Below are 13,559 nucleotides of genomic sequence, written 5' to 3'. Positions count from 1 at the left end.
CGTAGCGAGCAAAAGCCTCAGCTCTTGTTCGCCTTCTGGAAGCGCTCCAACTGTTCGTCACCACGCTTCACCGCGGCGTCCAGCGCTTCCTTCGGCGTCTTCTTGCCGTTCCAGATCTGCTCGGTTTCCTCGTCGATGATGGTGCGGATCTGGACGAAGTTGCCCAGGCGGATGCCGCGCGACTTGTCGGTGGTCTTGCGGATCATCTGCGTCACGGCCACGTCGGTGCCCGGATTTTCCTTGTAGAAGCCCGACGCATCGGTCAGCTTGAAGGCCGCGGTGGTGATCGGCAGGTAGCCGGTGCGCTTGTGGCTGTCGGATTGCACCTTGGTGTCGGACAGGAAGGTGAAGAAGTTGGCCACGCCCTTGTAGTGGTCGGCCGGCTTGCCCGACATCACCCAGAGGCTGGCACCGCCGATGACGGTGTTCTGCGGCGCGCCCTTCACGTCGGAATAGACGGGCAGGGTGGAGATGCCGTACTTGAACTTGGCATCCTTGGCCACGCGTGCGTAGAGGCCCGAGGAGCCGGTCATCATCGCGCATTCGCCCGAAGGGAAGGCGGCGTCGGGCGTGTTGTTGCGGCCCTTGTAGACAAAGGTGCCGTCCTTGGCCATCTTGGCCAGGTTCTCGAAGTGCTTGACGTGCAGCGGCGAGTTGAAGGCCAAGCGCGCCGCGGTGCCGCCGAAGCCGTTGTTCTGCGTCGCGTACAGCGTGTTGTGCCAGGCCGAGAAGCTCTCGAGCTGGGTCCAGCTCATCCAGCTCGTGGTGAAGGGGCACTTGTGGCCGCTGGCCTTGAGCTTGTCGGCGGCGGCGATCACCTCGGGCCAGGTGGTGGGCGCCTTTTCGGGGTCGAGGCCGGCGGCCTTGAAGGCGTCCTTGTTGTAATAGAAGATCGTTGTCGAGCTGTTGAAGGGGAAGCTCAGCATCTGCCCGTTGGGCGCGGTGTAGTAGCCGGCCACGGCGGGCACGTACACGCTGGGGTCGAACTTGGCGCCGCCCGAGCTCATGACTTCGCCCACCGGCTTGATGGCGGTCTTCGACGCCATCATCGTCGCGGTGCCCACCTCGAACACTTGCAGGATGTCCGGCGCATTACCGGCACGGAACGCGGCGATGGCCGCCGTCATCGACTCGTCGTACTGGCCCTTGTAGGTCGCGACGATCTTGTAATCCTTCTGGCTCGCGTTGTATTGCTTGGCGAGGTCGTTGACCCACTCGCCGAGCGGGCCGCTCATCGAATGCCACCACTGGATCTCGGTCTGCGCCATCGCAGGTGCCGAGAGCGTCGCCGCCAGCGCCGATGCCACGGCGAACGTCTTGAATTGCATGAAAACTCCTATGGAGAAACAAAAGCGCGAATGCTAGGTCGTGCGTATGACACGACCGCGTCACATTCTGTCGCACGCGAAGGGCAACCCTCCAGCCGGGGAAACCCTTTTCATGCCCGGGCCGCACGCCTGGCGCGGGCCGTGTGTTGCACTGCACCATGCTAGGATCGCCTCCCCCTTTCCAGGCCTCGGGGCAGCCGTCGCAACTGTCGCGATCGTCGCAATCTTCAGCGCGTATGAGCAAGACATCCCTCGACAAAAGCAAGATCAAGTTCCTCCTGCTCGAAGGCATTCATCCTTCGGCCGTCGAGGTGCTGCACACCGCCGGCTATGCCAACGTCGAGACGCTGGCCGGCGCCTTGCCCGAGGAAGAGCTGAAGAAGCGCATCGCCGACGTGCACTTCCTCGGCATCCGGTCGCGCACCCAGCTCACCGCCGAGGTGTTCGCCGCGGCGCAGAAGCTGGTCGCGGTCGGCGCCTTCTGCATCGGCACCAACCAGATCGACCTCGACGCCGCACGCGAGCACGGCGTGGCGGTCTTCAATGCGCCCTTCTCCAACACGCGCTCGGTGGCCGAACTGGTGCTGGCAGAGGCGATCCTGCTGCTGCGCGGCGTGCCCGAGAAGAGCGCGGTGGCGCACCGCGGCGGCTGGCTCAAGTCGGCCGACAACGCCTTCGAGATCCGCGGCAAGACGCTGGGCATCGTGGGCTACGGCTCCATCGGCGCGCAGCTGTCGGTGCTGGCGGAGGCGCTGGGCATGCAGGTGGCCTTCTTCGACGTGGTCACCAAGCTGCCGCTGGGCAACGCCCGCCAGGTGCGCACGCTCAACGAACTGCTGCTGCAGAGCGACATCGTCAGCTTGCACGTGCCGGAGACCGCGGCCACGCAGTGGATGATCGGCGCCAAGGAAATCGCGGCCATGCGGCCGGGCTCGATCCTCATCAATGCCTCGCGCGGCACGGTGGTCGAGATCGAGGCGCTGGCGCAGGCGCTCAAGCAGAAGAAGTTGCTGGGCGCCGCGATCGACGTGTTTCCGGTCGAGCCGCGCAGCAACAAGGACGAGTTCCAGTCGCCGCTGCGTGGGCTCGACAACGTCATCCTCACGCCGCACATCGGCGGCTCCACCATGGAAGCGCAGGCCAACATCGGCCTGGAGGTGGCGGAGAAGCTCGTCAAGTACAGCGACAACGGCACGTCGACGTCTTCAGTCAACTTCCCCGAAGTGGCGCTGCCTGCGCACCCGGGCAAGCACCGGCTGCTGCACATCCACCGCAACGTGCCGGGGGTGCTGTCGGAGATCAACCGCGTGTTCGCCGACAACGGCATCAACATCGCCTCGCAGTACCTGCAGACGAACGAGAAGGTCGGCTACGTGGTGACGGACATCGACGCAGCCTACTCCGACCTCGCCCTCGAAAAGCTGGCGCAGGTGCCGGGCACGATCCGCAGCCGGGTGCTCTTCTAGGTCGCCGGGCGCCCCCAGGCGGGCTGACTTAAAATTCAGGGCCCTGGTTCAGAGGCGCGCAGCGCCCGACCGAGGCCCACCCCCCGATGAATGCACCGACCGCGTTGACGGCGTTGTTGTCGCAGGCCGCAGAGCCCGCGCGATTGCGTGAGATCCCGTACAACTACACCAGCTTTTCCGACCGCGAGATCGTCATCCGCCTGCTAGGCGAACGGGGCTGGGAACTGCTGCAGACCCTGCGCGCCGAACGCCGCACCGGCCGCTCCGCCCGCATGCTCTACGAGGTGCTCGGCGACATCTGGGTGGTTCAGCGCAATCCCTACCTGGTCGACGACCTGCTCGACAACCCGCGCCGGCGCGGCCAATTGGTCGACGCGCTCAACCATCGGCTGAGCGAAGTGCAGAAGCGCCGCACGCCCGACGCCGCTGCACAGCGCGACTCGCTGGTGGGCGAACTCACCGGCCTCGTGGCTCAGGCGGTGCTTGCCTTCGACACGATGTTCCGCGACATCGCCGCGCTGCGCCGCAAGTCCAATCGCACGCTGGGCCGGCTCACCGCACGCGACAACATCAAGTTCGACGGGCTCTCACGCGTGTCGCACGTCACCGACGCCACCGACTGGCGGGTCGAGTATCCCTTCGTCGTGCTGACACCCGACACCGAGGCCGAGATGGCCGCGCTGGTCAAGGGCTGCATCGAGCTCGGGCTCACCATCATTCCCCGCGGCGGCGGCACGGGCTACACCGGCGGTGCCATTCCGCTGACCTGGAACAGCGCTGTCATCAACACCGAGAAGCTCGAGGCGATGACCGAGGTCGAGCTGGTCGCGCTGCCCGGCATCGACCACCCCGTGCCCACGGTGTGGACCGAGGCCGGCGTGGTGACCCAGCGCGTGGCCGACGCGGCCGAGCGCGCGGGCTTCGTGTTCGCGGTCGACCCTACCTCGGCCGAGGCCTCCTGCGTGGGCGGCAACGTCGCGATGAACGCGGGCGGCAAGAAGGCGGTGCTGTGGGGCACGGCGCTCGACAACCTGGCGTCGTGGCGCATGGTGACGCCCGCTGCTGAGTGGCTGGAAGTCACCCGCATCGGCCACAACCTGGGCAAGATCCACGACGCCGAGAGCGCGGTCTTCGACCTGCAGTACTTCGCGGCCGACGGCCGCACCAAGCTGCGCAGCGAGCGGCTCGAGATCCCGGGCAAGACCTTTCGCAAGGAGGGTCTCGGCAAGGACGTCACCGACAAGTTCCTGTCCGGCCTGCCCGGCATTCAGAAAGAAGGTTGCGACGGCCTGATCACCAGCTGCCGCTGGGTGGTGCACCGCATGCCGGCCCATACGCGCACCGTGTGCCTGGAGTTCTTCGGTAACGCGAAAGACGCGGTGCCGAGCATCGTCGAGATCAAGGACTTCATGTTCGCCGAGCAGAAGCGCTCGGGCGTGCTGCTGGCCGGCCTCGAGCACCTGGACGACCGCTACCTCAAGGCAGTGGGCTACGCGACCAAGTCCAAGAAGCACGGCGGCCTGCCGAAGATGGTGCTGTTCGGCGACATCGCCGGCGACGACGCCGATGCGGTCGCGCGCGTCACGTCGGAAGTGGTGCGAATCGCCAACTCGCGCAGCGGCGAAGGCTTCATCGCCATCAGCCCGGAGGCGCGCAAGAAGTTCTGGCTCGACCGCAAGCGCACGGCCGCCATCAGCCGCCACACCAACGCCTTCAAGATCAACGAAGACGTGGTGATTCCGCTGCCGCGGATGGCCGAGTACACCGACGGCATCGAGCGCATCAACATCGAGTTGTCGCTGCAGAACAAGCTGCAGCTGGCCGACGAACTCGAGGCCTTCTTCCTGCGCGGCAACCTGCCGTTGGGCAAGAGCGACGATGCCAACGAGATCTCGTCGGCCGAGCTGCTGGAAGACCGCGTCGCACAGGCCTTGGCCCTGATTCGCGAGGTGCGCGCGCTGTGGCATGGATGGCTGGACCGCATCGACACCCTGTTCCCGCAGCTTCAGGATCACTCGTTGCGCGCGAGCTGGAAGGCGCAGATTCGTACGCCGCTGGCCGCCATCTTCACGGGCGCAGAGTTCGCGCCGATCCTGGAGGCGTGCAACGCGATCCACAAGCAGGTGCTGAAGGGGCGCGTGTGGGTGGCGCTGCACATGCATGCCGGCGACGGCAACGTGCACACCAACATCCCGGTCAACAGCGACAACTACGAGATGCTGCAGACCGCCCACGCGGCGGTAGCCCGCATCATGGTGCTGGCGCGCGGCCTGAACGGCGTTATCTCTGGTGAGCACGGCATCGGCATCACCAAGCTCGAGTTTCTGTCCGACGACGAGTTGCAACCCTTCGCCGACTATAAGCAGCGCGTCGACCCCGAAGGCCGCTTCAACAAGGGCAAGCTGTTGCGGCCCTCGATGCATGCCGGCCCGGGCCTCTATGCCGACCTGACCAATGCCTACACGCCCAGCTTTGGCTTGATGGGCCACGAGTCGCTGATCATGCAGCAGAGCGACATCGGCGCCATCGCCGACAGCGTCAAGGACTGCCTGCGTTGCGGCAAGTGCAAGCCCGTGTGCGCCACGCACGTGCCGCGTGCCAACCTGCTTTATTCGCCGCGCAACAAGATCCTCGCCACGTCCCTGCTCGTGGAAGCCTTCCTGTACGAGGAGCAGACCCGGCGCGGCGTCAGCATCAAGCACTGGGAGGAGTTCGAGGACGTGGCTGACCACTGCACGGTCTGCCACAAGTGCGTGACGCCCTGCCCGGTGAATATCGACTTCGGCGACGTGTCGATGAACATGCGCAACCTGCTGCGCAAGATGGGCCAGAAGTCTTTCCGCCCTGGCAACGCGGCAGCGATGCTCTTCTTGAACGCCACCAATCCGCAGACCATCAAGGCCATGCGCACCGGCATGGTGGGCATCGGCTTCAAGGCGCAGCGCCTGGCCAACGACCTGCTGCGCGGCCTGGCGAAGAAGCAGACCGCGGCGCCGCCCGCGACCCTGGGGCCTGCGCCGATCAAGGAGCAGGTGATCCACTTCATCAACAAGAAGATGCCCGGTGGATTGCCCAACAAGACCGCGCGTGCCCTGTTGGACATCGAGGATGCGGACTACGTGCCGATCATTCGCGACCCGAAAGCCACCACGCCCGAGACCGAGGCCGTGTTCTATTTCCCGGGCTGCGGTTCGGAGCGGCTGTTCTCGCAGGTCGGTCTGGCCACGCAGGCCATGCTGTGGCACGCGGGCGTCCAGACCGTGTTGCCGCCCGGCTACCTGTGCTGCGGCTACCCGCAGCGCGGCAGCGGGCAGTTCGACCGTGCCGAGAAGATGATCACCGACAACCGCGTGCTCTTCCACCGCGTGGCCAACACCCTGAACTACCTGGACATCCGCACGGTGGTGGTGAGCTGCGGCACCTGCTACGACCAGTTGCAGGGCTACCAGTTCGAGAAGATCTTCCCGGGCTGCCGGATCATCGACATCCACGAATACCTGCTCGAAAAGGGCATCACCCTGGGTGACGCGGGCGGCGGAGGCTATCTTTACCACGACCCCTGCCACAGCCCGATGAAGCAGCAGGAGCCGATGAAGACGGTCAAGGCGCTGGTCGGCGAGGGCGTGCGCAAGAACGACCGCTGCTGCGGCGAGTCCGGCACCCTGGGCGTGACGCGGCCCGACATTTCGACCCAGATCCGCTTCCGCAAGGAAGAAGAGTTGCGCAAGGGCGAAGCCGCGCTGCGAGCCAGCGGCGCCGTGGCCGCGAAGGCCAACGTCAAGATCCTCACCAGCTGCCCGAGCTGCCTGCAGGGGCTGAGCCGCTACGGCGGCGACTTGAGCAACGGCCTGCTGGAGGCCGACTACATCGTGGTCGAAATGGCCCGCAAGATCCTCGGCGAAGACTGGATGCCCGACTACGTGGCGGCCGCCAACCACGGCGGCATCGAGCGGGTGCTGGTATGACGGCGCCAGCGCGTGTGGCCGGTTGCCCGCTGTGCGAGCAGGCCGGAGGCCGCCTCGTGTCCGAGGCCTCGAAGTACCGCGTCATCCATGCCACCGAGCCGGGCTTCCCGGCCTTCTACCGCGTGGTCTGGAAGGACCACGTCGCCGAGTGGTCCGACCTGGAGGCCGAGGATCGGGCGCTGTGCATGGAGGCGGTGGTCGCCGTGGAGCGCGGCCTGCGCGAGGCACTCGCGCCGACCAAGATGAACATCGCCACACTTGGCAACATGGTTCCCCATCTGCATTGGCACGTGATCGCGCGCTTCGACTGGGATGCGCGTTTTCCCGGGCCCGTCTGGGCCGAGGTGCAGCGCGAGCGCGATCCGGCGCGCGAAGCCGCGGTCGAGCAGCAATTGCCGGCGGCAGAGCAAGACATGGTCCGCCGCCTGGCGGCAACAAGGAGTTCCTGATGGCAGGTTTGCAGGCGGGCTCGCCCACGCCCCAGTCGATCACCGTGCATGGCCAGTCGCGCGTGCTGGAGGTGAGCTTCTCCGACGGCGCGAGCTTTCGCATCCCCTTCGAGCTGATGCGCATCTATTCGCCCTCGGCCGAGGTACAGGGCCACGGACCGGGCCAGGAGGTGCTGCAGACCGGCAAGCGCCACGTGGACCTGGTCGAACTGCAGCCGGTCGGCAATTACGCCGTGCAGCCCAGCTTCTCCGACGGCCACGACAGCGGCATCTATTCGTGGGACCTGCTGTACGAGCTGGGCGCGAAGCAGCAGGCGCTGTGGGCCGACTACGAGCAGCGCCTCGCCGCGGCCGGAGTCGACCGCGATGCACCGATGCCGCAGCAGGGCGGCCATGCCTGCGGCAGCCACTGACGGCCGCCGCGACCCTTTGGCGGCGAATGCCCGCCGTGAATGCCCGCCGTGATTGCGGGGTCGTCGGCTTGATGCGAAGCCTTCCGGCCTAACATCGGCTGCATGAGCAGCACCCATTTTGGCTTCGAGACGGTCGAGGAAGGCGACAAGGCACGGCGCGTACGCGGCGTGTTCGATTCGGTCGCCAGTCGCTACGACCTGATGAACGACCTGATGTCGGGTGGCCTGCACCGCGCTTGGAAGGCCTACACCGTCATGGTCGCCAACCTGAGCGAAGGCGCCAAGGTGCTCGACATCGCCGGCGGCACGGGCGACCTGGCCCTGGCCTTCGCGAAGAAGGTCGGCGAGACCGGCGAGGTGGTCCACACCGACATCAACGAGGCCATGCTGCGCACCGGCCGTGACCGACTGCTCGATGCGGGCGTGGCCCTGCCCACGCTGGTCTGCGATGCCGAGCAGCTGCCTTTTCCCGACAACCATTTCGACCTCGTGAGCGTCGCCTTCGGCCTGCGCAACATGACGCACAAGGACCTGGCGCTCAAGGAAATGAACCGTGTGCTCAAGCCGCGCGGAAAGCTCCTCGTGCTCGAGTTCTCGAAGGTCGCGAAGCCGCTGTCCAAGGTCTACGACTGGTATTCCTTCAGCGTGCTGCCTCGCCTGGGCAAGGCCGTGGCCGGCGACGACGCGAGCTACCGCTACCTGGCCGAGTCGATCCGCATGCATCCCTCGCAAGAGGAGCTCAAGACCCTGATGAAAGAGGGCGGTTTCGGCCACGTGGACTATCACAACATGACCGGGGGTGTCGTCGCCCTGCATGTTGGAATCAAGTGCTGACGATGACCACAAGATTTTTTTGCCGCAGAGGAGACGTCATGAAGAGTTTGTTATCCGTGATGCTGGTGTGCGCCCTGGCCGTCGCGAGCGTGGACGCCGATGCGCGCCGCATGGGCGGTGGCAAGTCGGTCGGCAAGCAGTCCGGCAACGTCACCCAGCGTGAAGCCGCGCCCACCCCGCCGGCAACGCCTGGTGCCCCGGCGCAGAGCAACGTGAACAACGCCGCCGCCAAGCCCGCCACGCCGGCGGCAGCGCAAGCGGCGCCGAAGCGTCCCTGGGGCGCCATGCTCGGCGGCCTGGCCGCGGGCCTCGGCCTCGCGTGGCTGGCCAACTCCCTCGGCCTGGGTGCCGCGTTCGGCAATATCCTGTTGATCCTGCTGCTGGTGATGGCGGCCGTGGTGGTGTGGCGCATCTTCGCCGCCCGTTCGCGCGGCAACAACGGCATGGCGCAGCGCAACGGCGGGCTCGCGTTCCAGGGCGCGGGCAGCAGCCCGACCCAGGCCGCTTCGCCGGCGCAATACAGCCCGAACAACGTCGGCAACGATGCCTCGGCGCGCCCCTGGGAGCGCAACACGGCCGCGTTCGACGCCACTCCGGCTCAACAGCCGGTCGAGCACGCGACCACCGGCGGTTCGGCCATGGCCAATGCCGGCGGCGGCAGCATGATCGGTTCGGCCTTGGTCGGCTCGCAGTCCTGGGGCATTCCCTCGGGCTTCGACACCGACGGTTTCCTCGCCGCTGCCAAGCGCAACTTCATCACCCTGCAAGACGCCTGGGACCGCGCCGACATCGGCACCCTGCGTTCGATGATGACCGACGGCATGGTCGGCGAGATCCAGCAGCAGCTCGCCGAGCGCGAAGGCCACACCGGCGGCCAGCCCAACAAGACCGAGGTCGTGATGCTCGACGCCAAGCTGTTGGGCATCGAGGAGATGCCTGATGCCTACATGGCCAGCGTGGAGTTCTCCGGCATGATCCGCGAAGACCTGTCTTCGGGCCCGAGCCCGTTCCGCGAAGTCTGGAACATGACCCGCCCGGTGACCGGCGGCAGCGGCTGGCTGGTGGCAGGCGTGCAAGCCTTGCAGTAAGTCGCGCAATGCTTCGATCCGGTCGCGATGACCGGGATAATGGGGACATGGTCACACCATCGTCCCCTTTTTCTTTTCTCGACGATTTCGTCAACCGCGTCGGTGCTCGCCTGCAGCCGCCCGACTGGGTGATCCACGAGGTCCAGCACCGCGCCGTGCTCTTCCTCAATCATGTGCTGCAGCAGGAGCCCGAGGCGCAACAGCGCCTGATACGCCAGCAGGGCAGGGTGGTGCAGTTCGAATGGCGCTTCGTGACGATGAAGGTCATCGCCACCCCGGCAGGCCTGCTCGACCTGGCGCCCGAGGGCGCGGTCCCCGAGCTTTTGCTCGCAGTCACCGAAAGCTCGCCCTTCGGTCTCGCCAAGTCGGCCTTCCGTGGCGACAAGCCGGCGGTGCGCATCGAGGGTGACGTGCAACTGGCGGCCGAAGTCAACTGGCTGGTCGACCATGTGCGCTGGGACCTGGAGGACGATCTGGCGCGCGTGATCGGCGATGTGCCGGCCCATGCCATCGCCAACGGCGCGCGCCGCGTGGTGGAAGGCCTGCGCCAGTTCGTCGGCGAGCGCGGCGGCAAGCCAGCCGGCTCCGCAGGCGCCGAATGAGGCGCTTCTACCGCGGCATCTTCATCGTCCTGATCGCGCTGCGCTACGGGCTGGACGAGCTCGTGCTCACGAGCTTCCAGAAGCCCTGGCTGCGGGTGGTGGCCCGCATCGTCTCGGTCGGCCGCAAGCTCGATGCGCCCCGCGGTCAGCGGCTGCGCGAAGCCTTGGAGCGCCTGGGGCCGATCTTCGTCAAGTTCGGCCAGGTGCTGTCGACCCGGCGCGACCTGTTGCCCGCCGACATCGCCGACGAACTGGCCTGGCTGCAGGACCGCGTGCCGCCCTTCGATTCCAGGGTGGCGATCGCGACCATCGAGCGGGCCTTCCGGCGCCCGGTCGGCGAGGTCTTCGTCGAATTCGACGAGACGCCGGTGGCCAGCGCCTCGATCGCGCAGGTGCACTTCGCGACCGTCCGCAACACCGATGGCGCCCTGCGCGAGGTCGCTGTCAAGGTGCTGCGCCCGGGCATGCAGGGCGTCATCGAGAAGGACCTCGAACTCATGGCCATGATGGCCCGCTGGGTCGAGAACCTGTCGACCGACGCCAAGCGCCTCAAGCCGCGCGAGGTGGTGGCCGAATTCGACAAGTACCTGCACGATGAACTCGACCTGGTGCGCGAGGCTGCCAACGCCGCCCAGCTGCGGCGCAACATGGCCCAGCTCGATCTGGTGCTGATCCCCGAGATGTTCTGGGACCTGTGCCAGCCCGAAGTGATCGTGATGGAGCGCATGAAGGGCGTGCCCATCGCGCAGCTCGACCGCCTGCGCGCCGCCGGGGTGGACATTCCCAAGCTAGCGCGCGACGGCGTGACCATCTTCTTCACCCAGGTGTTCCGCGACGGGTTCTTTCATGCCGACATGCACCCGGGCAACATCCAGGTCAGCCTGGAGCCCGCGACCTTCGGGCGGTACATCTCGCTCGACTTCGGCATCATCGGCACGCTGACCGAGTCCGACAAGGAATACCTGGCGCAGAACTTCGCCGCCTTCTTTCGCCGGGACTACAAGCGGGTCGCCGAGCTGCACCTCGAAAGCGGCTGGGTGCCCGGCGGTACGCGCGTCGACGAACTTGAAGCGGCCATCCGCACCGTCTGCGAGCCCTACTTCGACCGCCCGCTCAAGGAAATCTCGCTCGGCATGGTGCTGATGCGGCTGTTCCAGACCTCGCGGCGATTCCACGTCGAGATCCAGCCGCAACTCGTGTTGCTGCAGAAGACCCTGCTCAACATCGAAGGCCTGGGCCGCCAGCTCGACCCCGAACTCGACCTGTGGCACACCGCCAAGCCCTTCCTCGAAAAATGGATGAGCGACCAGATCGGACCGCGCAAGCTGTTCGAACAGCTGCGCGCCGAGGCGCCGCGCTATGCCAAGCTGCTGCCGCAGCTGCCTCGGCTGCTGCACGATTTCCTGGAGAATCGGCCCGCCGACCACCGCCGCGAGCTGCTGGAACTCCTGGCTGCACAGAAGCGCACCAACAAGCTGCTGCAGGCCATCATCTACGGTGGCATGGGATTTGTATTGGGACTGATCGTGATGCAGGTGCTGATGCGCGTGCGTCTGTTCTGAAGAGGAAGGAGCTTTCGCCGTGCTGTTGACCCTGGTCATCGTCTATTTGCTGATCACCATCGCCATCGGCCTCTACGCGGCCCGGCGTGTCAAGAACACCACCGACTTCGCGATCGCAGGGCGCCACCTGCCCCTGTTCATGATCGTGACCACCACCTTCGCGACCTGGTTCGGTTCCGAGACGGTGTTGGGCATTCCAGCCAAGTTCATCGAAGGCGGACTGCATGGCGTGATCGAAGACCCCTTCGGCGCCGGCACGTGCCTGATCCTGGTAGGGCTCTTCTTCGCCGGCAAGCTCTACCGCATGACGCTGCTGACCATCAGCGACTACTACCGCGAGCGCTATGGCCGCATCATCGAAGTGGCGTGCTCGCTGATCATCATGCTGAGTTACCTGGGCTGGGTGTCGGCCCAGGTCACGGCGCTGGGGCTGGTGTTCAACCTGCTGTCGGGCGGCGTGGTCAGCATCCCTGCGGGCATGGTGATCGGTGTGGTCTCGATCCTGGCCTACACGCTGTTCGGCGGCATGTGGTCGGTGGCGGTGACCGACTTCATCCAGATGATCATCCTCGTCATCGGCTTGGCCGTGATCGCGGTGTTCGCCGGCAACATGGCGGGCGGCGCCGACAAGGTCGTGGCGCTGGCTGCCAGCAAGGATCTGTTCCGCTTCTGGCCCGAGCCGAGCTGGAAGGACATCGTCTTCTTCTTCGCTGCGGCCATCACCATGATGCTGGGGTCGATTCCGCAGCAGGACGTGTTCCAGCGCGTGATGTCGGCCAACAGCGTGAAGGCCTCCACGCGCGGGCCGGTGATCGGCGGCATCTGCTACATCCTCTTCGCCTTCGTGCCCATGTTCCTGGTGGCGAGTGCGCTGCTCATCATGCCGGAGCAGACCGAAACCTTGCTCAAGGACGACCCTCAGAAGGTGCTGCCCACGTTGGTGCTCGAGAAGATGCCGTTCATCATGCAGGTGTTCTTCTTCGGTGCGCTTCTGTCTGCCATCAAATCCACCGCATCGGCCACCTTGCTCGCGCCGAGCGTGACCTTCACCGAAAACATCTGGCGCCAGTTCCGCCCTGCCGGCACCGACCGCGAAAACCTGCGCACCATGCGCATCACAGTGCTGGTGTTCAGCGCTGCGGTGCTCGCCTACGCCATCCGCATGCAAGGCACGTCCATCTACGAGCTGGTCTCGGGCGCCTACCAGGTGCCGCTGGTGGGCGCCTTCGTGCCGCTGGTCTGCGGCCTTTACTGGCAGCGCGCCACCACCCAGGGCGCGGTGGCGTCGGTGGCGCTCGGCATCGGCGTCTGGCTGCTCTTCCTGGCGATGCCCTGGGGCGAGCAGTTTCCGGCGCAGCTCGCCGGTGTTCTGGCCTCCTTCCTCGGCATGTTCGCCGGCTCGCTGGCACCCCAGTGGGTGCCCAACCGGCGCACCCCGCACCGGCCTTTGGCGGTCGACCCGGCCTGACCGTCACGGGGAGGGTGCAGCCCTATAATCGTGGGCTTTGCGAGCGGCCGCCGGCCGCTTTTTCCCTTCCCTCCTCATGCCTATCTACGCCTACAAGTGCAGCGCCTGCGGCTTTGCCAAAGACGTGCTGCAGAAACTGTCCGACGCGCCGCTGACCGTTTGCCCGCAATGCGGCGCAAGCGAATTCAGCAAGCAGGTCACGGCAGCCGGCTTCCAGCTCAAGGGCTCCGGATGGTACGTCACCGATTTCCGCGACGGCAATGGCAAGAAGGGGGCCGACAAAGCCGCCAACGGTGCGAGTGCGCCGGCCGAAGGGGCTGCTGCCCCCTCGGGCGGCACCGCCGGGGCACCGGCGGCGGCAGCGGCCCCCGCCGCAGCGCCGGC

The 13,559-nt window shown here is 66.2% G+C and carries 11 protein-coding genes; 10 read left to right on the top strand and 1 reads right to left on the bottom strand.

Features of this window, described 5'->3' with window-relative positions; translation table 11 throughout:
* Positions 1-17: 17 nt before the first annotated feature.
* Positions 18-1,328 carry a sn-glycerol-3-phosphate ABC transporter substrate-binding protein UgpB gene (ugpB, locus tag B0W80_RS23010; RefSeq protein ID WP_077001491.1) on the bottom strand — a complete coding sequence of 437 codons (1,311 nt, stop codon included), beginning with the start codon at positions 1,326-1,328 and terminating at the stop codon, positions 18-20.
* Positions 1,329-1,564: 236 nt separating this feature from the next.
* Here ugpB and serA point away from each other — a divergent pair, with 236 nt between their 5' ends.
* The 10 genes from serA to B0W80_RS22960 form a co-directional block, all read left to right on the top strand.
* The gene (gene serA / locus B0W80_RS23005) at positions 1,565-2,794 is read left to right on the top strand and encodes a phosphoglycerate dehydrogenase (RefSeq protein ID WP_077001490.1); all 1,230 of its coding nucleotides are present in this window, start codon (positions 1,565-1,567) and stop codon (positions 2,792-2,794) included.
* Between the two features lie 86 nt (positions 2,795-2,880).
* Complete coding sequence (locus tag B0W80_RS23000; protein ID WP_077001489.1) at positions 2,881-6,759, top strand: FAD/FMN-binding oxidoreductase; 3,879 nt, start codon at positions 2,881-2,883, stop codon at positions 6,757-6,759.
* Positions 6,756-7,208 (top strand): HIT family protein, encoded by a 453-nt coding sequence (locus B0W80_RS22995; RefSeq protein WP_077001488.1) that lies wholly within the window; start codon positions 6,756-6,758, stop codon positions 7,206-7,208. The genes B0W80_RS23000 and B0W80_RS22995 overlap by 4 nt, the downstream gene beginning before the upstream one ends.
* The gene (locus B0W80_RS22990; protein ID WP_077001487.1) at positions 7,208-7,621 is read left to right on the top strand and encodes a gamma-butyrobetaine hydroxylase-like domain-containing protein; all 414 of its coding nucleotides are present in this window, start codon (positions 7,208-7,210) and stop codon (positions 7,619-7,621) included. Before B0W80_RS22995 ends, B0W80_RS22990 begins: the two co-directional genes overlap by 1 nt.
* A gap of 102 nt (positions 7,622-7,723) precedes the next feature.
* Entirely contained in the window at positions 7,724-8,455 is a 732-nt protein-coding gene (ubiE, locus tag B0W80_RS22985) for a bifunctional demethylmenaquinone methyltransferase/2-methoxy-6-polyprenyl-1,4-benzoquinol methylase UbiE (RefSeq protein WP_077001486.1), read from the top strand.
* A gap of 38 nt (positions 8,456-8,493) precedes the next feature.
* Positions 8,494-9,543 carry a Tim44 domain-containing protein gene (locus B0W80_RS22980; RefSeq protein ID WP_077001485.1) on the top strand — a complete coding sequence of 350 codons (1,050 nt, stop codon included), beginning with the start codon at positions 8,494-8,496 and terminating at the stop codon, positions 9,541-9,543.
* Positions 9,544-9,590: 47 nt separating this feature from the next.
* Positions 9,591-10,145: an SCP2 domain-containing protein gene (locus B0W80_RS22975; RefSeq protein WP_077001484.1), complete on the top strand. Its 555-nt coding sequence runs from the start codon at positions 9,591-9,593 to the stop codon at positions 10,143-10,145.
* Positions 10,142-11,707, top strand: a complete 1,566-nt coding sequence (gene ubiB, locus B0W80_RS22970) for a ubiquinone biosynthesis regulatory protein kinase UbiB (protein ID WP_077001483.1) — start codon at positions 10,142-10,144, stop codon at positions 11,705-11,707. Before B0W80_RS22975 ends, ubiB begins: the two co-directional genes overlap by 4 nt.
* Positions 11,708-11,726: 19 nt before the next feature.
* Positions 11,727-13,175 (top strand): sodium:solute symporter family protein, encoded by a 1,449-nt coding sequence (locus B0W80_RS22965; protein WP_077001482.1) that lies wholly within the window; start codon positions 11,727-11,729, stop codon positions 13,173-13,175.
* A 76-nt stretch (positions 13,176-13,251) separates the two neighbouring features.
* On the top strand, positions 13,252-13,559 hold a 308-nt coding region (locus B0W80_RS22960; protein WP_077001519.1), incomplete at its 3' end, for an FmdB family zinc ribbon protein.

Source organism: Variovorax sp. KK3, from assembly GCF_001984055.1.
In the GTDB taxonomy this organism is placed as follows: domain Bacteria; phylum Pseudomonadota; class Gammaproteobacteria; order Burkholderiales; family Burkholderiaceae_C; genus Variovorax.
This window is presented reverse-complemented; position numbering and strand designations above follow the sequence as displayed.